At 43.2% G+C, this 22,371-nt stretch carries 22 protein-coding genes; 18 read left to right on the top strand and 4 right to left on the bottom strand.

What is annotated here, in order from left to right:
* Positions 1-20: 20 nt before the first annotated feature.
* From B4Z47_RS04780 to B4Z47_RS04770, 3 genes are all read right to left on the bottom strand, one after another.
* Positions 21-356 carry a hypothetical protein gene (locus B4Z47_RS04780; protein WP_286726905.1) on the bottom strand — a complete coding sequence of 112 codons (336 nt, stop codon included), beginning with the start codon at positions 354-356 and terminating at the stop codon, positions 21-23.
* A gap of 170 nt (positions 357-526) precedes the next feature.
* Positions 527-1,099 carry a MauE/DoxX family redox-associated membrane protein gene (locus B4Z47_RS04775; RefSeq protein WP_286726904.1) on the bottom strand — a complete coding sequence of 191 codons (573 nt, stop codon included), beginning with the start codon at positions 1,097-1,099 and terminating at the stop codon, positions 527-529.
* 108 nt (positions 1,100-1,207) lie between these two features.
* Positions 1,208-2,230 carry a helix-turn-helix domain-containing protein gene (locus B4Z47_RS04770; RefSeq protein WP_286726903.1) on the bottom strand — a complete coding sequence of 341 codons (1,023 nt, stop codon included), beginning with the start codon at positions 2,228-2,230 and terminating at the stop codon, positions 1,208-1,210.
* 339 nt (positions 2,231-2,569) lie between these two features.
* Between B4Z47_RS04770 and B4Z47_RS04765 the strand changes: the two genes are divergently transcribed.
* The 17 genes from B4Z47_RS04765 to B4Z47_RS04685 all read left to right on the top strand — a co-directional run bounded on the left by B4Z47_RS04765 (position 2,570) and on the right by B4Z47_RS04685 (position 20,334).
* Complete coding sequence (locus tag B4Z47_RS04765) at positions 2,570-2,695, top strand: hypothetical protein (protein ID WP_286726902.1); 126 nt, start codon at positions 2,570-2,572, stop codon at positions 2,693-2,695.
* 65 nt (positions 2,696-2,760) lie between these two features.
* Positions 2,761-3,744, top strand: coding sequence for a hypothetical protein (locus B4Z47_RS04760; protein WP_286726900.1), 984 nt, complete (start codon positions 2,761-2,763; stop codon positions 3,742-3,744).
* A gap of 114 nt (positions 3,745-3,858) precedes the next feature.
* Positions 3,859-4,890 carry a hypothetical protein gene (locus tag B4Z47_RS04755; RefSeq protein WP_286726899.1) on the top strand — a complete coding sequence of 344 codons (1,032 nt, stop codon included), beginning with the start codon at positions 3,859-3,861 and terminating at the stop codon, positions 4,888-4,890.
* Between the two features lies 1 nt (position 4,891).
* On the top strand, positions 4,892-5,743 hold the full coding sequence (locus B4Z47_RS04750) for a LytR/AlgR family response regulator transcription factor (RefSeq protein ID WP_115050273.1): 852 nt from the start codon (positions 4,892-4,894) through the stop codon (positions 5,741-5,743).
* A 16-nt stretch (positions 5,744-5,759) separates the two neighbouring features.
* Entirely contained in the window at positions 5,760-6,065 is a 306-nt protein-coding gene (locus B4Z47_RS04745) for a hypothetical protein (RefSeq protein ID WP_157698533.1), read from the top strand.
* A gap of 446 nt (positions 6,066-6,511) precedes the next feature.
* A complete protein-coding gene (locus tag B4Z47_RS04740; RefSeq protein ID WP_070568213.1) occupies positions 6,512-7,156 on the top strand; it encodes a DUF6266 family protein in 645 nt (214 codons plus the stop codon).
* A 57-nt stretch (positions 7,157-7,213) separates the two neighbouring features.
* Positions 7,214-7,762 carry a DUF6266 family protein gene (locus B4Z47_RS04735; protein WP_070568210.1) on the top strand — a complete coding sequence of 183 codons (549 nt, stop codon included), beginning with the start codon at positions 7,214-7,216 and terminating at the stop codon, positions 7,760-7,762.
* A gap of 17 nt (positions 7,763-7,779) precedes the next feature.
* Positions 7,780-8,166: a hypothetical protein gene (locus B4Z47_RS04730; RefSeq protein ID WP_286726898.1), complete on the top strand. Its 387-nt coding sequence runs from the start codon at positions 7,780-7,782 to the stop codon at positions 8,164-8,166.
* Positions 8,085-8,699, top strand: a complete 615-nt coding sequence (locus B4Z47_RS04725) for a CHAP domain-containing protein (RefSeq protein WP_286726896.1) — start codon at positions 8,085-8,087, stop codon at positions 8,697-8,699. The genes B4Z47_RS04730 and B4Z47_RS04725 overlap by 82 nt, the downstream gene beginning before the upstream one ends.
* 11 nt (positions 8,700-8,710) lie before the next feature.
* Positions 8,711-9,157: a hypothetical protein gene (locus tag B4Z47_RS04720; protein WP_159333193.1), complete on the top strand. Its 447-nt coding sequence runs from the start codon at positions 8,711-8,713 to the stop codon at positions 9,155-9,157.
* 398 nt (positions 9,158-9,555) lie between these two features.
* Entirely contained in the window at positions 9,556-10,161 is a 606-nt protein-coding gene (locus B4Z47_RS04715; protein WP_159333192.1) for an RNA polymerase sigma factor, read from the top strand.
* A gap of 104 nt (positions 10,162-10,265) precedes the next feature.
* Positions 10,266-11,438, top strand: coding sequence for a FecR family protein (locus B4Z47_RS04710; protein WP_159333191.1), 1,173 nt, complete (start codon positions 10,266-10,268; stop codon positions 11,436-11,438).
* Between the two features lie 369 nt (positions 11,439-11,807).
* The gene (locus tag B4Z47_RS04705; protein ID WP_236560252.1) at positions 11,808-15,089 is read left to right on the top strand and encodes a TonB-dependent receptor; all 3,282 of its coding nucleotides are present in this window, start codon (positions 11,808-11,810) and stop codon (positions 15,087-15,089) included.
* A gap of 11 nt (positions 15,090-15,100) precedes the next feature.
* Positions 15,101-16,726, top strand: a complete 1,626-nt coding sequence (locus tag B4Z47_RS04700) for a RagB/SusD family nutrient uptake outer membrane protein (protein ID WP_159333190.1) — start codon at positions 15,101-15,103, stop codon at positions 16,724-16,726.
* A 75-nt stretch (positions 16,727-16,801) separates the two neighbouring features.
* Positions 16,802-17,944, top strand: a complete 1,143-nt coding sequence (locus B4Z47_RS04695) for a SusE domain-containing protein (protein WP_159333189.1) — start codon at positions 16,802-16,804, stop codon at positions 17,942-17,944.
* A gap of 13 nt (positions 17,945-17,957) precedes the next feature.
* Positions 17,958-19,082, top strand: a complete 1,125-nt coding sequence (locus tag B4Z47_RS04690) for a glycoside hydrolase family 76 protein (protein ID WP_159333188.1) — start codon at positions 17,958-17,960, stop codon at positions 19,080-19,082.
* A gap of 67 nt (positions 19,083-19,149) precedes the next feature.
* On the top strand, positions 19,150-20,334 hold the full coding sequence (locus tag B4Z47_RS04685) for a glycoside hydrolase family 76 protein (protein ID WP_159333187.1): 1,185 nt from the start codon (positions 19,150-19,152) through the stop codon (positions 20,332-20,334).
* Between the two features lie 155 nt (positions 20,335-20,489).
* Here B4Z47_RS04685 and B4Z47_RS04680 read toward each other — a convergent pair whose 3' ends face one another.
* Positions 20,490-20,945, bottom strand: a complete 456-nt coding sequence (locus tag B4Z47_RS04680) for a PA2169 family four-helix-bundle protein (RefSeq protein ID WP_159333186.1) — start codon at positions 20,943-20,945, stop codon at positions 20,490-20,492.
* Between the two features lie 306 nt (positions 20,946-21,251).
* Here B4Z47_RS04680 and B4Z47_RS04675 point away from each other — a divergent pair, with 306 nt between their 5' ends.
* Complete coding sequence (locus B4Z47_RS04675; protein ID WP_159333185.1) at positions 21,252-22,235, top strand: YihY/virulence factor BrkB family protein; 984 nt, start codon at positions 21,252-21,254, stop codon at positions 22,233-22,235.
* Positions 22,236-22,371: the final 136 nt, after the last annotated feature.

Genomic DNA, 22,371 nt, shown 5'->3' with positions numbered 1-22,371 from the left:
AAGGCCCTTTTTTTTTTTCATTAGGGCCTATAGGCTTTCTTTGCTATAGATACACCAGACTGCTGCAATGCTTCCTCGACGGTCATGTCGGTAAGATCATGATCGTTTGGATTATTGAATTGCACAGCACAACGTTGGGATTTAACTGTCAAAACACAAGGACCACTACCTGTTGTCGGATCTGAAATCTCATCGCCCAATTGATCTTGATTGGGATCGGATGAAGAGTTAGTTGTTACTTCGATCCATGGAGTTGAGCTTTTCTTGCTCAATCCTGCTGAGGTCAATGTCGCCCCAGTTACTCCTGCAACGGCCAAAGCTACTAAGGCCATTACATTAATTTTGAATTTTCTCATATGCATAGCATATCGATGTTTAGTGTTTAAAAATTGTATTAGTTATTCTCTTTTTGATCGGCAAGTGAAGCTTATCAAGGGCGAGAAGCCCTATGTCTTTTGGCAGACGTGCCCTTCCGCCGAACCAGCCTAGGGCTCAGCTTCCGCTGTGGCAACTATTGCTAATTTTTTTATGAAGCTAACCTCGTCATCAATTTCCTCTGATGCGAAATCCTTATCTTTCTATCAAGCAGTAGGCCTATAGTACATGCAATTGTGATCAAGCAGTTGACCCAAAGATGGGCTTTCCAGCTGATCGGAAACTCGAGTATACAATCGCAGGGAATACTGCCCCAGATATCGCGTAGGGCAAGAATCACATAACCTGAAAAAATAAGCATCAGTATAAGCGTTGCCCAAAATCCCACTCTTTTTGTCCCTTCAAAAATAAAGAGGATGCCTGTGGCTAATTCCACGGCTGGCAGGATATACGACAGTACAATGCCATATTGATCGGCAAAAGGCTGCCTGATCATGGATGCTCTGAATTCGGCGTAGGTGAATACCTTTTTCGACCCGACATAGATCCACAGGCAGAGCAAAGCAAAAGTCAATACCTGCAAGACAAACTCCTGGGGATGCTTCCTGATGTACGAAACCACCCCAGTGAATTTGCGCCCTAACCAGCTACGTGACCTCACGTTTTGAACTGTATTCGCTGCTGCAGCCCCATCATACTGTATATATTTTCCGTTTTGTTCCATTGCCGTTTTTGTTGATCGCTTACTAAGTTTTACAATGCTAAATTACAGCGATAAAAAGCCGAGCGTTAAGCAGAAAACAAGCGATCGGTTGGCAGAAAACAGGATTGGTTAGGAAGGCGGTTCTTGAGCACCTCGGGCAGATAAGGGGTCATTGCTCGCATTTTCCTGCTGCTGCTTAAAAGATCCCGGAGTAAGTCCTGTTTGGTTTTTGATAAATTTGTTGAGTTCAATAACACTGCTAAATCCACACTCTTCGGCCGTAGTAGCCAATTTCTCATTGCCCACGATAGTGGAAGCAATATGATGCAATAGCAGCTGATTCCGATAATCATGAAATGTGCACTTATACTTTTTTTTATGTTCTTCGTTGATATAATCTCTGGACTTCCTCAGTACTCCAGCTATATCACATAACCGAACCTGCGCCCCTTGGTGCAAAATCATTATCTGCAGTAAATTCCTCGCCTGCTCAATCAGTTCTTCCTTGCCATCGTCTTGTATCTTAAAACGGCTCAGCTGGATCAGAAAGATCAGCTGCTTTAAGAGCATATGTTCATTGTCGAGGATATTGGGGTTGATCTTGCTGAAAAGCAATTGTAGCTGCTGCTTGGTGACATCGCCCACACGGAAGGTAACACTCTTGTCCGACTGCGGTGACTGATTCTTCTTGGCCTGTACCAGATGATCCAAAAAACCGAAGTGCCGGTTGGCAGGTGGCCGAAAAAGCCCGGCATCCAAAATAAAGCCCACCAAGATGTGACGACCTTTTGGAATGGTTAATCGGTATTCGCCTTTGGCAAGATAAAGATAAGCACCCCGCCCTTTGGCAAATTCAATAGCAAAATCCTGTGTGTAATGGCTTTGCCTTAAGGGGGAGTCACTTAGCAAAGGGTAGGTAAGATGTAGGTCGCCCATTGAGGTATAGATTGGGATGGTTTCTTCATGTTCCATCCAAAATTCATAATAATAGAGATAGCCATAGCGGCCATCAAAAGTCTGCTCGCAGATGCAGTTATGTACCGATAGCCAATGCTGTACCTGGGCATTGCGAATAGGATAAGTCAGACGCTGTATCGGAGAGGTAACAGGCTCATATTCCTGTGGCAGGACAAAGTCATAACTTCTTTCCATAAAGATCAACTTTAACTAATAATGGCTGGTTTAACTGTTTGATTTATTGGTTTTAATCTGTTGAAAAATGTATTCTAGTAAATAGGAGCGAGCTTTTCAAAAAAAAGTGTACATAGATCTGGGGAGATGGCGAACAGGTCTAGAAGTAGGGTGAATTTTAACGGAGTAAAAAAATGGCATTTCACCCTAATCCAAAACCTATGTACCCAAAAATGAAGTTGATGTCTTGGATTTCTGCCAAATTCGCCACTGTGATCACCTCGCTTTCCTGGCCCGAAAGCAAAGTGACCAAACTGGGCAAGTTTGGTGCTGGACGGATACAAAAAAGATGAAATTAATATGGAACAGCTTTTTATAGAATTGCAGCTTTTGGCTAACCAGGCGCTTTGCACGTTTTCCCATGCGGAAACAGCTCAGCTCTTGAGCGACACCGAAGAGGAAAAATGTGATATCTACTACTTCTAAGTATTAGTAGTAACCTGATGGGTGATCCGGACACCCTTTTTTGATAACCAATTAGTCGAACTCGTATGAACAATATACCTCAAAGTATGGGGAATGACCCCGATTTAATGACAGATACATTAGCCCTGAATAGCCACAGCTGGCATAGATCGCTCAAAGCTGTAGCACTCTTATATCACTGGCAATTGATTACGCATGCAGGGGCCCTAATCCATTTCCTGCGAATACATCAGGAATGGTCCAATCAGCAGCATTATCAGGTAGATGACAATTTATTAGCGCAGCTGATCAAAGCTTGGCCTACCAATGATCTGGGACCTCGCATCTGGGCCTGCTTGCATATTGGTCCATATGGCCTGATCGCAAGGGTGTTGATGCTGCTCGGGCATAAACTGGCCATATTATTGCGTTCGGATGTTTTTGAAGCACAGGGACAGATTTACAGGAAGCAGTTCCGGCTCTCCTTTGGCCGGGAAGCGACCGAGGACGAATTAATCTTCATTCGTGCTGATCAGGGCAATCCGCTCTTAAAGCTCAAGGAAGCACTGCGGAAGAACTACGACCTGATCTTTTTTATCGATGGGCAGCTTAGTGCTGGTCCCGCCTCAAAGGGATGGGTACCAGTCAGACTGCATGGATCGGAGCTGCTTTTACGGGAAGGGATCGCTATCCTGAGCTATTGGACAAGAATACCGATTAGAACTGCCATCATGACAATGGTAGACGGGCAAATTACCCTTCGGTTTGGAGAGGAAGGACGATATGTGAACAGTAAATCCGACTACCAACCGGCACTGCAGCATATCCTTGATCTTGTAGGGGACCTTGCTGCGGAAGAATTGATCCAATGGGAATGCTTGCCAGCAATCTTTGATCATGAGCTGCAGATAAAACAAGAGCAGATGCCTTTACAAAGCTGTTGGCTTCCGATTGTTGTGGGGGAGGAAAGAATGCTCTTTGATCTGGCGACTCGCCGTTCGGTGGTTATTGGAATCAAGGAATTTGAAATAGCCTGTCAAAAGTTCAGAAAAATATGGTTGAACGTTTAAACGTATTTTTTTTGGGCTAAGGTTGTGTAAATCTTCTTTAATTGATAAATTGTCTCTTAAAATAATTTATTTGTTAAAATAAAGATTTGTTTTTTCTTATTACCTAAACCAATTATGAGCAAGGACAGGATTCTTAAACCATTATCGACGAGTTTTCACCTTATTTTCTGGGGATGCTATTTTGCTTTGATTAGCCTAGTCAATATCTATAAATTCGGCTGGTGGCATGTATTTGTTATCATAGTAATGGCCCCTTTAATGTTGGGCATTAGCTATACGAATCGGGCTTGGTTGCGACGTGCGCTATTTAGGCGTTTTACCTTGCAACGGATGGGCATCATGATCGGTTATTTTTTGCTGACAGCCCTGGCAGTTTTTCTGCTGCTATATCAATTTCCGACAGAGCTTAGCCGGAAAGTACTCAAAAACCCCAAATTGTTCAGAGCGGTAGACTTTGGAATCGACGTATTTACTTTCTATGTGACTTTTGTGCTCAAAGGCATTTTAATTCTGGCTATTGAGATCATTTACAATCTCAGTGCAGGTCTTTTCAGGCATTTGGGATGGAAAAGAATACATTCTCTAGAAAGTCTGAAAGCAAGGCTTTTTCGTAACTGGGCCGTTCATTTCATGGGCAATCTGACACAGAGCTTTACCCGTCTGGTACGAAAGCGACCTGCAGTTCTGAACCGAATAGAATTGTTCTTTGGTCTGGAAGCCTATGCTATACGAACGATGAACTTTAGACAGCATATATCGGGAAAATTGGAAGATGAGCTCTTTTATCTGAAGCAGCTGATGCGCCTGTATGGTGAGCATCACATTCATCTGCAGTCGGATATTCAGGACTGGAACCATCCGATTATTCCCATGATGCTATTGAGCCTGTATAAAAATATGGTCAAACACGGCGATTATAGCGACAGCTCTTTTGAAAGTATTATTTATGTGTTTAGTGATATGGAGAGGGTATCAATAAGTTGTACCAATAAGGTTTCATCACAGTCTGCCTGGATCTTTGAAGAAGGAGGCACTGGTTTAGAACAATTGACAAAATTGCTCCGTCTGGAATACGGCGAAGCATTTTCCTTGATAAAACAAATGGCTGACGGCATATTTTACTTGAACTTGGATATAAATTTTTAACATGGATACAATAAAAAAAATATTAAAGCAGGAGGGACGGCTCCAAAAAATCTGTGTGGGGATTGTGGATGATGATCCTGATGTTGTAGATGATCTTAAAAGATACGTAGACTTGACAGATGGTGTCGAATGTGTGTATGCGACGACCAATCCCAAGGAAGCCTTAGTGGCCTTGCGTCGCTTAAAACTGGATATTCTATTTCTTGATATTGAGATGCCCATCGTTGGGGGACTGGATATTTTGGGGCAGCTGGAAAGTCTCAAGCGGGGCAACACGGGTATTGCAAATCTTCAGGTGATTGTTTGCAGTACGAATAGAGAAGTAGGCGACAAAATGTTTCACTACGAGGTAACCGATTATTTTCTCAAGCCCTTCGAACAGGAACGTTTTTATAAAGCTATGGACAGAGCAAAAAAGAGAATTCAGCATTATGGTTTAAATAACTTGAATGATGATAATAAGTGCTTTTTCTATGGGGAACGGGGGGCTGTAAAAAAGAGGCTAAACTATGATGAGATCTGTTATATTGAAGCAAAAAATAATCAGACCAGAATATGGATGAATGATAAAACTTTCGTTGAAGTCAACGAATCGTTCGGTAATATGCTCGCCCTGTTACCCAAGGCGAGTTTTGCACAGGTACACCGAAGTGTTGCGGTTTCTCTCAAGCACGTGCTGGGGGTGACTGCCCATCATGTATTCCTTCCTGGTATAGAAATAAACCGCGGTGAAAAGGGAAAATACCAATATTTTGACCAGTGGATTGAGCAGAATTCCATTAGTGGTAAGTTTCAGATACATGGTATCGTCAGGGAGGGAAAAGAGATGGCGAACACGAGTCAAAGGATGTAATGTTAATACTGATTTTATGAAGATAATTTTGAATAAAACACGAAAAAATACACATAAAGGGAATGATGCTACGATATTGTTTGCCCTCCATATGCTGTACAGCAAATTGCAAAAAATGCAAATCAAGAATGAAATCCCTGATGAAGGCGCTGCGGTCTGGTGGGATGCGGCTTACGTACAGGAATTTGTCGGTATCAGCGAGAGAACCTTATACCGATACCAGCATAAGGGGATGCTCGGAACGGTACGTAAGGAAAATGGCAAACGCCTGTTTTTGCAGACCAGCGTAGAACGGTTTAAACGTGCCTACTGGAATCTGTAAATCCAGGATGGATTGAGATTATTTTTGGGGTCTTTCGTTTTCGGAGGACCTTTTTATTTTGTCTTTCGGAGCAATACCTGACCAACACCTTCCCATCTTCAACCTTTCGCCTACCTTTGTTCGACCGTTCCTTGGGTTTTCTTCGGGTGGCCATCGGGATCTGTTCGGGTGTGACTCGAAGCGGACCGCATGAAAACTGCTGGAAAGCCCGAGCAGGGCCGGGACTTGCTTGGGTGTTGGTCGGGTGCAAGTGTATAAAAAGGATGGTATATGGGGGCTGTCCTGCCAGCTCCCTGCCTAATTACCGAACTGCTCCTGCCAATGTTCTGTCAGTCTTTTTGTTGCTGTATGTTTTTGTTTTTTAAGTTTTTACGTTTGTGGAGTCAGACTTAAATACCGGTATGTCTTAGCCACTGACAAGGGTTTAATTTTTAAAAAACAGAAAAATGGGAACAATAGTAAATGGAATAAACGGAGGTATAAGCGGTAAGACCGGCTCCGTGATAGGCTCCAGCTGGAAGAGTATCAACTACCTCAAAGGGCTTTATAAAAAGAGTAATAAACCGGCTAGTCAGGAGCAGCTGATCACGCAGGCAAAGTTCAAATTGCTGATGCGTTTTTTAATGCCCATCAATTCGTACCTGCAGGTCGGATTCGGACAGAAAAAAGCCGATCGGCAGACACCCCTCAATGCTGCGTTTCAGTTTAATCTGCCTTTGGCTATCCAGGGTACTTATCCGGGCTTTACACTGGACTATAGTAAAATCCGAATTGCCGACGGAGCTTTTTTTCTGGGGCCGCCCCAAGGTGCGTCTTTCGCCGATGAAGAGATGACGGTCACCTGGGATTCGAACAACAATGACATCTACGGCTCAGCAGACGATGACGGTGTGTACATCATCGGGTATCATCCCGAACAGGACGAGTTTTTGGCACCCTCTATCGTGCCAACCCGCCAGGTAGGTACCACGACTTTTGTAGTGCCTGCACATTTGCTCGGTGGCTCGGCGCATCTGTGGATCTTTATGGCCGACCGCAAGAAAAAGCGCGTATCCAAAAGTAGTTATTTGGGGCTGATACAGCTCATTTAGTTATTCATAGGGAATATCGTCCGCTATGGATGATATTCCCCTCTATTTTTTTCTATTATGAAGAAAAAATCAAATAAGAAACGGTCTGCTGCCCAACTTGACCAGCAGAAACGTTTTGCGCTGGCAATGAGTTTTTTGTCACCACTGAAATCGATTCTGGCTGATGGATATAAATTTCTAGCCAAACGAAAAAAAAGACTCGTATATCCCTTTAACCTCGCCCTTTCACATGTACTTAACATGGCCATTGCTGAAGAGGAAGAGGGACCTTTTGTGGATCCCGAAAAAGTATGGCTCAGCGACGGTACGTTGCCTGGGGTGTTGGTCTCAGATATAGTCGAGGAAACTGGGCGGATACTGGTCAGTTACGATAGTTTTTCCTCATTTTGTGCCTGGGATGATCATGTCAAACTGATCGCATATCAGGTGAAAGAAGGTGTGGCGATCCGAAGTCAGCGCCTAGCCTTGCGCAGCGAGAAACAGGTCGCCTTGGATATCCCGCCTTCACTGCTCGGAAAAGAGCTCTTGCTTTATATTGTCTGCTGCGAAAGAGATGGTATAAAGTATGCACGGAGCCAGTATCTAGGGACTTATCTGATTAAATAATTTTTTAAAAAAGTAAAATGGAATATGTACAAAAACAAATGGTCTCCGATATCGAGGATATCTATTGGCCTTTAACGGGAAGGCAGCTGCTTGGCATCGTACTGGCCTGTCTTCTTTTATTTTTTATTTTATCGGGATTCTTGCTACAAGCAATCGATCCGACAGCTGGGGTATTGGATCTTGGTACCCTCTCCTTGCTGCTCTTTGGTATACTTGCTGGTCTAGCGGCTATTTATTGCTGCTTTTGGCTTCAGGAAATGCTTTGGCAGCCTTTTAAGTTTTTCCGGCAGGAATTTAGTCTTCACTTTAACCAATTGACCTCATGGCAACAATGCATTATCTATTTTTCGGTATTCTTTCTATCGCTATTCTCTTTCCTGGCCGTGCTCGCAATGCTGCTGTAGCGTATTCGAATCTATCTGGCAACTACGCTGGATCTGTAAATATCCATGTAGAATCAGTGAATCAGAATCTCCCCTCAGCGCATTGCAATACCCTACCGCGTACGCGCGAACGGATTGTAGCTCTCGCCGTACAGGAAATCGGCGTGCGGGAGGCGACAGGAAAAAACGATGGTAAGCGGGTAGAAACCTATCTGCGCTATGTTGGGCTTGGGAAAGGAAATGCCTGGTGTGCGGCTTTTGTCTCTTGGTGTTATGGCAAAGCTGGCCTTGCAGCTCCGCGCAATGCCTGGAGCCCGGCACTTTTTCCAATGACTCGGCGTTATACGGCACGGCAGATCGAGCAGGGGACTGTGCGGCAGGCAGATCTCTTCGCCATTTATAGCCCTAGTCTCCAGCGTATCAATCATGTGGGGATTGTGCGCAAAAAGGAGGGTAATTGGATCGTGACTGTGGAAGGTAATGTGGATAATCGTGTGTTGTCCAAGCGGCGCCCCTTGGCTACCATTTATGCGTTTTCAAATTGGCTGGACTGAAAGGAGGAAGGATGAACACAAGGCTATGCCAGATGATATTTTATGGGGGACTCTTATTCTTGCTGGGCTCCTGCAAGGTCTACGAAAGTAAAAAATATCAGAAACAACAAGAAACGGATGCGCACCGGCAGTATACCGAGCAGCTCCGAACGTTATATTCTGACCATCAGGATACGCTTTCCCGCCTTTGGTACTTTTGGACGGACAGTGCTTTTCGTTTCTATCCCGATAGTGGTCTGTCTGCCCGGTCGGGAGGTTTAGTATTGCATGAGTCAGCCAAAAGAGTCAGTAAACAGGTACTGGAGCTGGCTGAAAAAAGGCAACAGGAAAAACAAAAGCAGGTCAGCCATGAAAAAAGCGGTATCCAAATGCGCTCTGCCCAGCAGGTTTGGATCATGGGCTTCGCCTTGCTCCTGTTTCTTCTTTGGCGATGGGGCCGATCTCACCTATTGCCCTAGTAAGCGTGGGAAGGAGGTCTGAAGAAAAGCTTCGACAGGTACTGTTGGGCTATGAAGGAGACACGAAGTAAAATCGTAGTCTCCTTTTTATGTGCCGGATGAATTCCTGCTATGCATGTTTGAGAAAAATCAAAATTTGTTAATCGTTTTAAATTTTTATTAAAAAAAGCAAAACCGTTTTAGTTTTATTATATTTGTTCGTAACCAGATTAAGGGAGTAATCCACAAATTACTAGACACAGTGCGTGAAAGACCAACTTATAAAATATTCCTGCATCATGTAATTGTTTTTTGTGACGCTTATTAGCTTGTAAGCAAATGTTAAGATTGGAGATCAATAACCGGATATTATAAACAAATAGCAATCTTTGCTAGTAATGAAAGGGTAAAACGTGACAATGTACGCACAAAAATACGACGATACTGAAGAGAAGTCTGTCTTGATCTCCCTGCGTTCTGGCTGCCAGCGTGCTTTTCGGCAGGTCTACAGTAGGTATAGCGGGCGTATTTATCTCAACATCCGTAAGATGGTCAAGTCCGAAGAAGACGCAGTCGAACTATTACAAGAAGTATTTATTAAAGTATGGGATAAACGGGAGTTGATTGATCCCGAGCAGTCTTTTCGATCTTATCTATTCCAGATCGCCAAATATACTGTCTATAATTTTATCCGGCGAAATAACCTCGAAAAACAAGTTCAGGCATATCTTAGCCTTCACAATACAGCCTTATACAGTCACGTCGAAGAAGAACTCTATGAAAAGCAATATGAAGAATGGTTGTCTCAGACCATTGACCAGCTGCCGCCACAACGCAAATTGATCTACAAACTTTGTAAAATTGAGGGCAAAACCTACGCCGAAGTAAGCGACTTATTGAGTATATCGACATCCACCATCAACGACCACATCGTAAAAGCTACAAAATATATCAAAGAGAAGCATGGGATCCTGGATAAATCCACATTGCTCATTATTTCTTTTATACTTCTCCAACAGCATTAACGCATCTAATTTTCATTGCACAGAAAAAAAGTAAAATAAATTTGCAGGTAGAGCAGATGACGTTTACCGCTGAAGTGTATTAGCTGAAAAGAGGATAACCAATTGTGGAAAAGAAAACACTTCGATATACGTTAAGGCGATATATACAGGGAAAACTTAGCGAAGAAAATTCCCGTGCGTTTTTGTCCTATGTAAAATCAGGCAGGGATAAAATATTACTTCAAGAACTCATCCAGGAGGTTTTGGACGATCCCGCCGATCAACATCTGTTGGACGATCCAACTTTATTGGCCGTACTGGATAATACCTGGGACCAATTGCATCTCCAGATCAATAAACCAAAAACAAAATCGCTATGGACTTGGAAACGTATTGGCGCAAGCGCAGCTGCTGTTATCGGACTATTATTTATTGGTCGCTGGTTTCTTACCATTGAAACTAAAAACGTATCTCCGCAAGCTGCACAACATGTGATATCACCCGGAAAACAATCGGCGACCTTAACGCTGGCCAACGGCAAGCAGATTCATCTACATGAAACACAAAACGGTCGGATTGCGGAAGAATCGGGTATAAGAATCTCTAAAACAACAGATGGCCAATTGATTTACGAAGTCAGCGATAATTCGCAGGGCGAAATCGAGCAAAATACCTTATCGACAACCAAAGGAGAAACCTATCGGATTAAGCTACCTGACGGTACACAAGTATGGCTCAATGCGGCTTCTTCGCTCAGCTATCCGGTTCGTTTTGCAAATCAAAAAAACAGAACTGTCACACTGACCGGTGAAGCTTATTTTGAAGTAGCGAAGGATTCCAAACACCCCTTTATTGTGCAGGCAGCAGATCAGCAGGTCGAAGTGCTCGGTACCCATTTCAATGTAAATAGTTATGCCGACGAATCGGCGGTACAGACCACCCTACTGGAAGGTCGTGTACAGGTCAGTTCCCACAGTCAAAAATTGTTATTAGCACCGGGTGAGCAGTCGAGCCTTACAGCTCATGGGGTGCTAAAATCCCGTCCAATAGATACTGCGCCGGTTATTGCCTGGACAAACAACGAATTTATGTTCGAGCGAGATGATATCGAAAGTGTCATGCGCAAGGTGGCACGCTGGTATAATGTGGAGGTCATCTATCAAGGTAAAAAAACGACCGAGAAATTTGGTGGCGGAATATCGCGTTTTGATGATGTTCAAAAAGTCTTAAGCCTGCTCGAAAAAACGGGTGCCGTTCATTTCAGAATCGACGGAAAAAAAATACATGTACTGCCGTAATAATCCGCTAAATAATTAATGACACAATAACCTAAATAAACGAACCGATGAACAAAAAACGACAAAACGAATAGCCACGAAGGGGGGTATAAAAAAGCAACCAAGATCCTGAAGGAGCTCGGTTGCCGTTTGGGACAATTAAATTTTAACTATCCAATCTGCAGTATGTTTCTGTTTTGGACGACTCGAATACACTGCAAATAAACCTTACAAATGTATCAAAATTATATCAGAAAAAAGGAGATAGCGTATCTGCTATTCCGTAAACTATGGCTTATTATGCGATTGACAACCATAATTATCTTAGTTACTTTTATGCAGGTTAGCGCTACCACCTTTGCACAAAAGGTAACATTAGAATACTCCAACATGAGCCTTAAGAAAATATTTAGGGAACTCAAATCTCAGACGGGATACAATTTTCTGTACACTGAACGGCAGATGGTAAACGCGAAGCCTGTTGACATAAAAGTTAGGGACCGTCAATTGTCGGATGTATTAGACCAGATCTTTAAAGATCAGCCCTTGTCCTACCAGTTGGATAATAAGACTGTGGTCATTTATGATAAGCCAAAAGCTTCCATAACGTCCGTACCGATGGAGTTTACGATTACCCCAAATCAAGTCCCCGTAAAAGGACGTGTGACCAATGAACGTGGCGAACCGCTCGCAAATGTCTCTGTGCGGGTCAAAGGAAATGAATCTATAGGTACTACCACCAATAGTGATGGTCTATTTACCCTCACAAATCTTTCACCCAAAGCAACCTTGGTATTCTCCTCTGTTGGTTATGATGCATTGAGCGGAGAACTGTCTTCCCTGCGGACCGATGGATCGGGGCAGCTCAATGTGATCATGAAAAATAGCAACAGTCAGCTCGAAGAAGTTATCGTAATCGGCTATGGTACCACGACACGTCAGCGTGTTGTTGGGGCCGTTGACCAGATCAGTGCGAAGACTTTCGAAAACCGACCTGTAGGCAATGTAACGCAAGCCCTTCAAGGAGCCTCACCCAGTTTGACCATCCAACAGAAAAGCATGGACCCCAATGATAATTCGATGAATATCAATATTCGTGGAATATCTACCATAAACAGTAATGCGCCGCTGGTGGTGATCGATGGAATTATTACAGAAGGCGGAACACTCAATAAGATCAATCCGGATGACATCGAAACGGTGTCGGTATTGAAAGACGCCGGTTCTACGGCTATATACGGTTCGAGGTCTGCAAATGGCGTTATTTTGGTAACCACCAAAAGAGGACGCCAAAATCAGCGGCCTGCGGTGACTGTCGGCACCCAGTGGGGCGTGCAAGAACCTAAGATTTTATTTTCACCTGTTGCAGGATATGAAAATGCGACCCTTCGTAATCTTGCACTGACCAACTCAGGAATGGATCCGCAGTTTTCACCAGAGGCTATTGCAGACTTATATGCCCATCAGGATATCGAGCGGTGGAACTTGCCGGAAATCATGAAAAACTCTTTCCAGCAAAAATATAATATCAGTGTGGCCGGGGGTGGAGATAAAAGTTCCTATTTATTTTCCGGCGGCTTTTACAATCAGCCCAGCAACTTTGTCGGACAGGACTTTGGCATTAAGCGGTACAATTTGCGGAGCAACCTCAGTACAGAGATCGGACGTTTTAAATTGACCTCAATCTTAGCCTATACCCGCAACAACAACATGAGCAACACGGCCGGAAGTGCCATTATCAATGCTTCCAGACTTCCGCCTTATTACTACTATCGCATGCAGGCTGATAATGGAAAATATCTTGTCAACAATGCACTGACAGATCAAAATCCTCTGGCCGAACTGAATGAAGGCGGCTATATTAAAAATGATAACGACTATTTTAATATCAACCTGAATCTCGAAGCAAAACTGTTCGAAGGTTTAAAACTGCGTGGTATCTTCGGAGCGGACATCTATGCCGATCACCGTTCTATCCGTAGAATCCAGGTGCCATTATATTCCAGTCCAGATGCCACGCAACCTCAGGTCTACGTCAATTCAGACCGCAATACCGAAGATTTTAACGAAAAAGCCTCGTTGTTAAACTTTCAACTCCTTCTGGATTATGACCGAAATTTTGGCAGCCATCATGTATCAGGTCTGTTTGGAGCATCCAACGAATCCTATACACGCCGACAAAACGAACTGAAAATGAAATTTACTGATCCTGTCCTCGGCACACCTACGACAGGGACAGTTATCGATCCCGTGAGTGCCCGTGTGACACCAAATGGGACACTGCAAAATAGTATCAATTCGATCTTCGGTCGTGCCGGATACGACTTTGCAAGTAAGTATTTTGCCGAATTTAGCTTTCGCTACGATGGATCTTCTAAGTTCTCGAAAGCTAATCGCTGGGGCTTCTTTCCTTCGGGATCCCTCGGATGGCGGGCATCCGACGAAGTATTTATGAATTGGTATAAACAACATGTCGGTAGCCTAAAAATCAGATCTACCTATGGTGTTCTTGGCAATCAGGCCGTAGACGACTATGCGTATTATTTTACCTATGAATCCTATCAGAACAGTTATGGATTTAACAACAAACCTGTTTCTGCTGCGGGATTTAATTATGCCAGCCTGGATCTACGCTGGGAGAAAACCTATAATTTCAATGTTGGGTTGGACGCCACCTTCTTTCATGATAAATTAACGGCCAGTTTCGATTATTTTAAAAAGCGTACAGTTGATATCTTGATGTCGCCTCAAATACCTTCCACATTCGGAACCTCCCTAAAAAATCAGAATTTAGGTGAAATGAACAATGAGGGCTGGGAAATCAACCTTAGCTACCGGGCTACAACAGGCGATTTCCACCATACGATCAATGCGAATATGGGCGATAGTCACAATAAGATTATTGCGATGCCCGGCGATGACCGTATTTCGACAGTCGATAACATTACTAAATTAACGCGTGTTGGGCTACCCTATAATTCCTATTATGGGTACAAGATGGCCAGATTCTTTCAAAATATAACGGATATTGAAACTTCGGCCTTGCCGAGCGGTATTACGGCAGCAGATCTGCGCCCCGGCGATGTAAAGTATGTCGACCGCAATAACGATGGAATTATCGATGCACGCGACCGCTTTGTGTTGGGCAATGGATTCCCCCGGTTTACATTTGGTCTTACCTATAACCTGAATTATAAAGATTTTGATTTTAGTATGTTCTGGCAAGGGGTAGGCAAGCGCGATATGATGATCCGGGGAGAGTTGATCGAACCATTTCATCAGAATTATTCATATACCATTTATCAGCATCAACTCGATTACTGGACGCCCACCAATATTGATGGACGCTGGCCCCGACTGACTGCAAATGGATCAACAGCATCGACCAACAACTTTGGGAAAGATTCTGATCTCTATCTTTTCAACGGGAAATACGCTCGATTGAAAAATATACAGGTAGGTTATTCGTTACCCAAAGAAGTCGTGTCGAAATTGGGATTGCAGCGTGTTCGCTTTTTCATCAATGCCCAAAACCTGCTGACTTTGAGCAAAAACTCCTGGATAGATCCCGAATCCTCCGAATTTGATTCTAACATGGGTGGTTCGGCCAATAGTGCCCGCAATTATCCGACGTTGAAATACTATGGCGGTGGATTAAATATTCAATTCTAACCTTTTATGTAATGAAACTATATAAGATACTTATTGGAGGCTTGAGTTTAATGGCAATTCTCCAATTAACATCCTGTAATAAGTTGGATACGCTGCCAACAGATCGCTTTACCGATGAAAATTTTTGGGACTATCCAGACAACGCCGAAAAAATGGTCAATATGGCCTATAATCAGCTGTATTCAGCAGATCGTATGTGGAATGATGAAGCCCTGAGTGATAATATTTTTGAGGGGCGCTCAAACACAGACCAGCGCGCAATTCGTAATGGAACCGCCGATCCAACACTGGGCCGCTTTGGGGCAGAGTGGTCCGATCTTTACGGTGGTATTAAGACCTGCCATGTCTATCTAGAGAATGTAGAGCGTGTACCCGGAATGGATGCGGCACTCAAAAAACGCCGTATCGCCGAGGTACGCTTTATCCGTGCATTTCTCTATTTTAGACTTGTTAATTTCTATGGCGCTGTGCCTTTCTTCACGAAAGATATCTCATTGGAAGAGTCTAAGACTCTTCCTCGGACAGAAAAAGCGACTATCATGGCCTTTATCCATCAAGAGTTGGATCAATGTATGGCCGATCTACCGAACAGAGATGCTTTACCGGTAGACGACCGTGGCCGGATTACCAAGGGGGCCGCTTCAGCCTTTCAAGCCCGGGCCTATCTCTATGAAAGCAATTGGAATAAAGTATTGGAATACTGTGAAAATCTGATAAAAAAACAAACGGAATTTGGCACTTACGCTTTATTCCGCAGTTATCCGGAGTTGTTTACTGCAGCCAATGAATATAATTCAGAGGTTATTCTGGATTATGCCTATGTACCTTTATTAAAAACCTGGAATAAGTTATATGATGCAGCACCGATCTCTGCACAGGCACGTTTAAACGGATATGCACCATTGCAAAGTCTGGTTGATAATTATTTGACACTGGGCGGAAATACCATTGCAACGGATCCGCAATATAACGATAGTAATCCCTATGTGAACCGCGATCCACGCATGGCCGCAACCATCGTTTTCCATGGCGGACAATGGACAGATTTTGACGGTACAACACGCAAGATTTTTATTAAACCCGGCTCGGGTACAAGCGATAAGGAACGGCTCGACGAATATCAGGGTGCAAGTGCCAACGCTTCTGCCACAGGGTATTACGTAAAGAAATACTACGATGTAACAGCAACGGTAAAATACGATGCAGGATTGAACATCATCATGTTTCGGTACGCCGATATCTTATTGATGTATGCAGAAGCAAAAGAAGCACTGGGACAACTCAATGCAGCAGTGTGGGATATGACGATCAGACCTATTCGTCAGCGGGCTGGTTTTGAAGCATCAAAAGCGTTAGACTTTCCGACTACCGGGGATCTGAAAACAATTGTCCGAAATGAGCGGCGAAGCGAGCTCGCACTTGAGGGATTGCGTTACTATGATATCATGCGCTGGAAGGCCGGTAAAACTTATTTGGACGGCCAGGTATTGGGTGCTAAATATGGTAGTAACAATAGCAATATCAAACTGGATATCCGTCGATTTGATGAAAGTAGAGACTATCTTTGGTCGATACCACGAACCCAGATCGATCTAAATAAAAATTTATTGCCTAACAATCAGGGCTACTCAAACTAAACTTAATTAAAAAAATTAGCGCAAACGTCGCATTAAAAAAATGTACGTTTCGAACCATAAATTTAGGATAAAGACATGAAATGGTATTTTAAAGTTATAGCAATGGTCGCATTGGCTGCGAGCATCGTTTCCTGTAAAAAAGACGATATGAAATACGCTGACGCAGAGGTGTCTGCTGTTGAGAACCTATATGCCCCTGCAGATGGAAAAGCTGTCAACTTATTAAGTTCCAGCTCCGCCGCGCTGTATTTTGAATGGGAGTCGGCCTTGGTTGCCGACGGTGGGGCAGCTCAATATGAAGTTGTCTTTGACAAGCTCGACGGCGATTTTAGCAAGCCTCTTTATACAGTTACGTCGGATAATAATGGAAACTCAAACGGCGCCAATATCAGTCACAAAATATTGAATCAGGTCGCGACGAAAGCGGGGATCAACCCTGGTGAGAGCGGCGATGTAATCTGGTCAGTCTACGCTATCCGTGGAATGAAACGGGTGTTGAGCAAAGCTAAGAAGGTATTGAACATCAAAACACTGGAAGGCTTTGCGGAAATCCCCGATGAATTATTTATCACTGGAGAGGCAACTGAGGGTGGGACGGATGTTGCCTCATCTTTACCTTTTAAATTGGTAGGGAACGGTGAATATGAGATCTTTACAAAATTGGAAGCCGGTAAAAAATATATTTTTACGGATCGCAAGTCTGCTGAGGGACGTGTTTTCTATTCGGAAGATCAAACCAAAATAAAAGAAGGTGAAACCGGAAGTAACAGCATTGCTAAGACCGCAGTATATCGTATTCGAATAGATTTCAATGTTGCAGCAGTTACCTACACAGAGATCAAAAACATGGGCGTTTATTTCTCGCCATCCGGAGCTGTAGTGTTGGATCTACCTTATCAAGGGAAGGGAATTTGGGCTGCAACGGGTATCATCAATTTTAAACAGGAAAGTTGGGGCCGCGACCAACGTTATAAGTTCCAAATGGAAACCGTTAAGGCCGGAAAGGCTGAAACCTTACAGCTGGGAACTCAAAACGGGACGGACAGTCCGCCCAATAGTTCATCAGCTCCTTCTTATTATTTCGTTCGCATATTGTCCAATCTTTCGCAATGGGATGATAAATGGAAATTTGTAGATGCAGTAGACGGCCATCCAACAAAAATAGCGATGATTTTACAAGGCGACAAAGACTATACGCATACTGTCGTACCAAATTAAAGGAGGAGACCCGATGAATAAAATGATTATACTGTCATCCCTATTGTTTCTACTCTTTGGATGCACCAAGATTGAGGACAGCTACCCGTATGAAGACACCGTCGAGGAAAGCTGGACAGCTATTGCAACACAGGTTTCCGATAAGATGATTGCCGGGTTCTGGAATGAGTCCGGGTATTTTAACAATGCGATCAATCAATCCGATCTGGGATTTCAATATTGGCCCAATGCACATGCCATGGATGTTGTTATCGATGCCTATCTACGAACGAAGGACAGCAGATATAGTGCCTATTTCAGCAAATGGTTTGAAGGTGTGAAGATCAAAAATGGCAATACCTATTATAACGTATTCTATGATGATATGGAATGGAATGCACTGACCATATTGCGCTTATATGAAATTACCAAGGAGCAAAAATACCTCGACACCGTATTACTTTTATGGAAAGATATTATTGGTGCGTGGGATGAGCAATATGCAGGCGGCGGATTGGCTTGGAAGAAAGATATGCGCTATAGTAAAAATGCCTGCTCGAATGGGCCAGCTAGCATTCTGGCAGCTAGATTATATCGTTTGACAAAAGATGAAAACTACCTGACCTGGGCCAAGAAGATCTACGAATGGCAAAAGGCAACCTTGTATAATCCGTCAACAGGCGCTGTTTATGATAATATTAATGGTCAGACAGGTAATGTGGATATGACGACGCTTACTTATAATCAGGGGACGTTCCTTGGTACCGCAGTGGAGCTTTTTAAGATTACTAAAGATCAGCTTTATCTGGTTGATGCGCAAAAAATTAGTTATTACACAATCACACGTTGTATCGATGGCGGGAATAATATTTTGCGCGACGAGGGAAGCGGCGACGGCGCATTGTTTAAAGGGATATTTATACGATATTTTGTAGACTATTTAAATCAGGAAGGAATTGATGCAGCCTACCGCAGTAAGTTTGAGAAATTTCTGGTCAATAATGGTAAAATTGCCTGGACCAAGGGAACAAGTCTACCGACGCTGTTCTTTGGTCCGTCCTGGGCGCAACCCCCTATTGGCAATAGTGAAATTACTGCCTATGCAAGTGCTGCGATGCTTTTTGAAGGATTAGCAAGCTATGAAAATAAATTAAAATAATGGAATGAATACAAAGAAGTCTTCCTGACCCAAAAGGTTCCGGGGGCTTCTTAAAGTACATATGCTGATGAAACTAATCATTAAGATAACGACGACCGTGCTGCTGTCGGGTTTATGCTATTTAACAGGCTATGGTCAACTCAATAAGGGACAGTCTGCCGAACGTGCCCAAAGAACGTTAGCTATTATTTACGCTAAGTATGGAAATACCAAAAACCAGCTGTTGACTGAGAAATATCCTTTCGACGCGAGCTTTAAAGCGGACTATCTTGATAATTCCGAACAGGCGGCCGGGCAAAAGAAATATGCCTACCTATGGCCATTCTCGGGGAGCTTTTCCGCTGTAAATACATTGATGGAGCTCCCAAAGAACAAAGCCCTTTATCAAAAGATCCTTGACCAGCGCGTGCTACTAGGATTAATGGAATATAGGGATCATTCCAGGGAGCCCGTTGGTTATGCTTCCTATATCAATTCTGCTCCGGCATCAGACCGGTTTTATGATGATAACGTCTGGTTGGGTATTGACTTTACCGATAGTTATCTGCAGACAAAAAAGGTCGATTATCTCAAGCATGCGAAAGAGATCTGGGCTTTTGTAAAAAGCGGTGCGGACGACAAGCTCGGTGGTGGAATCTATTGGTGTGAACAGAAAAAGGAATCTAAAAATACCTGTTCCAATGCTCCTGCGGCAGTGTTTGCACTAAAGCTATTTGAAGCTACTCAGGAGAAAGACTATCTGAATGAAGCGCGACATTTATATGAGTGGACAAAGGCAGGACTGCAAGATCCTGCGGACAAGCTGTATTGGGATAATATTCAGCTCAATGGAAATATTGGTAAAGCCAAGTATTCCTATAATGCTGGACAGATGTTGCAAGCAGCAGCGTTGCTTTACAAATTTACCAAGGAAAAAAAATATCTGGTCGATGCCCAAGAGCTGGCAAAAGCTTGTCTAGCGTATTTTTTTCAGTCCATGGACCAAGATACTTTTCCAGTGTTAAAGAATAGTAATGTATGGTTTCATGCTGTAATGATGAGAGGATATATCAGTTTATTTGAACAGGATGGAAATAGAAAGTATCTGGACATTTTTGCGAAAAACCTAGACCGCGCATGGTATAAAATGAGGGATCACGACGGGCTGTTTGATGTCGACTGGACTTTGGAGAAAAAGCAAAAATCCAAGTGGCTGTTAGATCAATGCGCTTTTGTGGAGATGTACGGACGTTTGGCGCGAATAGGAAATTAAATTTCGAAAAATTTTTAAAACATTCTTGCGCTGACAGTGGTTTTTTTGGATAACTTAGGCAAGTTAGATTATTGTATTTATATAGGCTAGGGATTGGTTCCCTAGCCTATTTTTTTTCTTACTATTTTTGCATTGACTCATTGATGCAGAAAAATCTAGATCCCGCACAGAATTTTAATGTTTTCATGGGCTTCCCGCTGCTGGCTCAGCTGAATCTGGATCAAGTTTTTGGCCCCGATAGACAGCTTGTTTTCCTCCGCCAGCGCTTTTTCGTAAACCTCTCGGAACGCTGCCTCGCCGCGCTCACAATGCTCCAATAAATCTTGCATATTACCGCCCGATAATTTTGATTTGATCACCATCCACAGCCGAAAAAGCTCACCGCTTAATTTTGTCCGGTCAGTCGCGTATTGGCCAGCAAGCTCAACCAGTGGACTGAGTTCGGCAATAAACTTTTCAGACTGCCCGATCATCTTTCTGAACACAGCTTCCCGGGCACCTTCGCCCTGCTCGTTGGCCAGATCAATAGCCAGCTCGTATCCTTCGATGCGGTCATTGTTGATTTTAATAAGGTCATTTAATATATTCGGGTCGTTCTGATTACTTTTCATCTTTTCGTTATACTATTTTTTAATCTTGTATGCTGTTTAAATTTTATATGCTGTTTGTAGAGGAACAAGGAAGATTAATCATTAGTTTGCTTTATTTCTTTTATGATAATTTGTGGCGGCTTACTGCCTGATTTTGAGCGGACTTATTTCGTGTTTCCTCGCATAGGCTATGCTACTATGCAGGCAGAAAATGTATAACGCGAACTATATTTTCCTAAAAAAAACAAACGTTCTGGCCTATTTAAGAGTTTCTTTCTTATAAGACAAGACAGAATTTGAAAAATAAAGATTAAAAACACGACAGCAATGGATGTAAAAAAGGAAAAGACAAGCAAGCTACAGACCTATTGGACCATACTGAAAAATACGGTATCGGGATTTATCAATGAAGACTCCATGAAATACAGCGCTTCATTATCGTATTATACCGTTTTTTCCATTGGTCCAATATTGGTTTTAATGATCGCATTGGCCGGAATATTTTATGGTGCCGAAGCCATTCAGGGAAAGGTTTTTACCGAACTGAACGGTTTAGTGGGCAATAGCGCCGCCAAACAGATTGAAGAGGTTATTCAGAACCTTCAGCTGTCGGGCAAATCCAATATGGCGCTGGTGATCAGTATAGTGACCCTGATTATCGGGGCAACCACGGTTTTTGGCGATATGCAAAACTCCATCAATAAAATATGGCATGTACGCCCAAAACCAAAAAAGGGTTGGTTAAAACTAATTCAGGACCGATTGCTATCGTCTTCGCTCGTAATCGGCCTGGGCTTTCTGTTGGTGGTTACCTTGATCGTCAACGGCATTATTTTGGCCCTAACCGGGCAGCTGCAGCGCTATTTTCCGGAAATAACGGTCGTGCTGATGAACGTCATCAATTTTGTCATTTCCTTTGTGGTTATTGTCATCCTTTTTAGCGTGATCTTTAAAACCTTGCCCGATGTCAATATTCAATGGAAGACTGTTCGTGCCGGTGCCCTGTTTACGGCTATATTATTTGTTATCGGTCGTTACCTGATAGGCATCTACCTCGAACGTTCGGCCACGCAGGATACCTACGGGGCGGCAGGTTCATTTGTACTTATTTTGCTTTGGGTATATTATACTGCAGCGATTCTTTATTTCGGTGCGATTTTTACACGGGAGTATGCTACGGAAATGGAAATACCAATTGAACCGTCTGAATTTGCGGTCCATGTAGAGACACAGGAAATCGAACGCAATGTCGATAAAATCCCGCCGGCGCCGCTCGATGAAGAAGAAACGACCATTGATAAAACGGAGTAAAATCACCGTAAATATTTTTTAACATTTGATCACTTGCGTCCTAAACGTTTAAAAAGTGGCGGTGATTGGATATAGCAAAGTTGCTATATTTAAATTGCAAAATTATAACACACAGCCATGATAAATTTAAATGTTT

Source organism: Sphingobacterium sp. UBA2610 (assembly GCF_002339225.1).
Taxonomy (GTDB): domain Bacteria; phylum Bacteroidota; class Bacteroidia; order Sphingobacteriales; family Sphingobacteriaceae; genus Sphingobacterium; species Sphingobacterium multivorum.
This window is presented reverse-complemented; position numbering and strand designations above follow the sequence as displayed.

Bases quoted from the DNA above. Each gene is read 5' to 3' on its own strand.
- B4Z47_RS04700 (WP_159333190.1), top strand. From the start codon at position 15,101: ATGAAACTATATAAGATACTTATTGGAGGCTTGAGTTTAATGGCAATT.
- B4Z47_RS04735 (WP_070568210.1), top strand. From the start codon at position 7,214: ATGAAGAAAAAATCAAATAAGAAACGGTCTGCTGCCCAACTTGACCAG.
- B4Z47_RS04745 (WP_157698533.1), top strand. From the start codon at position 5,760: ATGAAGATAATTTTGAATAAAACACGAAAAAATACACATAAAGGGAAT.
- B4Z47_RS04695 (WP_159333189.1), top strand. From the start codon at position 16,802: ATGAAATGGTATTTTAAAGTTATAGCAATGGTCGCATTGGCTGCGAGC.
- B4Z47_RS04740 (WP_070568213.1), top strand. From the start codon at position 6,512: ATGGGAACAATAGTAAATGGAATAAACGGAGGTATAAGCGGTAAGACC.
- B4Z47_RS04765 (WP_286726902.1), top strand. From the start codon at position 2,570: ATGGAACAGCTTTTTATAGAATTGCAGCTTTTGGCTAACCAGGCGCTT.
- B4Z47_RS04755 (WP_286726899.1), top strand. From the start codon at position 3,859: ATGAGCAAGGACAGGATTCTTAAACCATTATCGACGAGTTTTCACCTT.
- B4Z47_RS04770 (WP_286726903.1), bottom strand. From the start codon at position 2,230: ATGGAAAGAAGTTATGACTTTGTCCTGCCACAGGAATATGAGCCTGTT.
- B4Z47_RS04690 (WP_159333188.1), top strand. From the start codon at position 17,958: ATGAATAAAATGATTATACTGTCATCCCTATTGTTTCTACTCTTTGGA.
- B4Z47_RS04685 (WP_159333187.1), top strand. From the start codon at position 19,150: ATGAAACTAATCATTAAGATAACGACGACCGTGCTGCTGTCGGGTTTA.
- B4Z47_RS04680 (WP_159333186.1), bottom strand. From the start codon at position 20,945: ATGAAAAGTAATCAGAACGACCCGAATATATTAAATGACCTTATTAAA.
- B4Z47_RS04775 (WP_286726904.1), bottom strand. From the start codon at position 1,099: ATGGAACAAAACGGAAAATATATACAGTATGATGGGGCTGCAGCAGCG.
- B4Z47_RS04730 (WP_286726898.1), top strand. From the start codon at position 7,780: ATGGAATATGTACAAAAACAAATGGTCTCCGATATCGAGGATATCTAT.
- B4Z47_RS04760 (WP_286726900.1), top strand. From the start codon at position 2,761: ATGAACAATATACCTCAAAGTATGGGGAATGACCCCGATTTAATGACA.
- B4Z47_RS04780 (WP_286726905.1), bottom strand. From the start codon at position 356: ATGAGAAAATTCAAAATTAATGTAATGGCCTTAGTAGCTTTGGCCGTT.
- B4Z47_RS04750 (WP_115050273.1), top strand. From the start codon at position 4,892: ATGGATACAATAAAAAAAATATTAAAGCAGGAGGGACGGCTCCAAAAA.
- B4Z47_RS04705 (WP_236560252.1), top strand. From the start codon at position 11,808: ATGAGCCTTAAGAAAATATTTAGGGAACTCAAATCTCAGACGGGATAC.
- B4Z47_RS04720 (WP_159333193.1), top strand. From the start codon at position 8,711: ATGAACACAAGGCTATGCCAGATGATATTTTATGGGGGACTCTTATTC.
- B4Z47_RS04725 (WP_286726896.1), top strand. From the start codon at position 8,085: ATGGCAACAATGCATTATCTATTTTTCGGTATTCTTTCTATCGCTATT.
- B4Z47_RS04675 (WP_159333185.1), top strand. From the start codon at position 21,252: ATGGATGTAAAAAAGGAAAAGACAAGCAAGCTACAGACCTATTGGACC.
- B4Z47_RS04715 (WP_159333192.1), top strand. From the start codon at position 9,556: ATGTACGCACAAAAATACGACGATACTGAAGAGAAGTCTGTCTTGATC.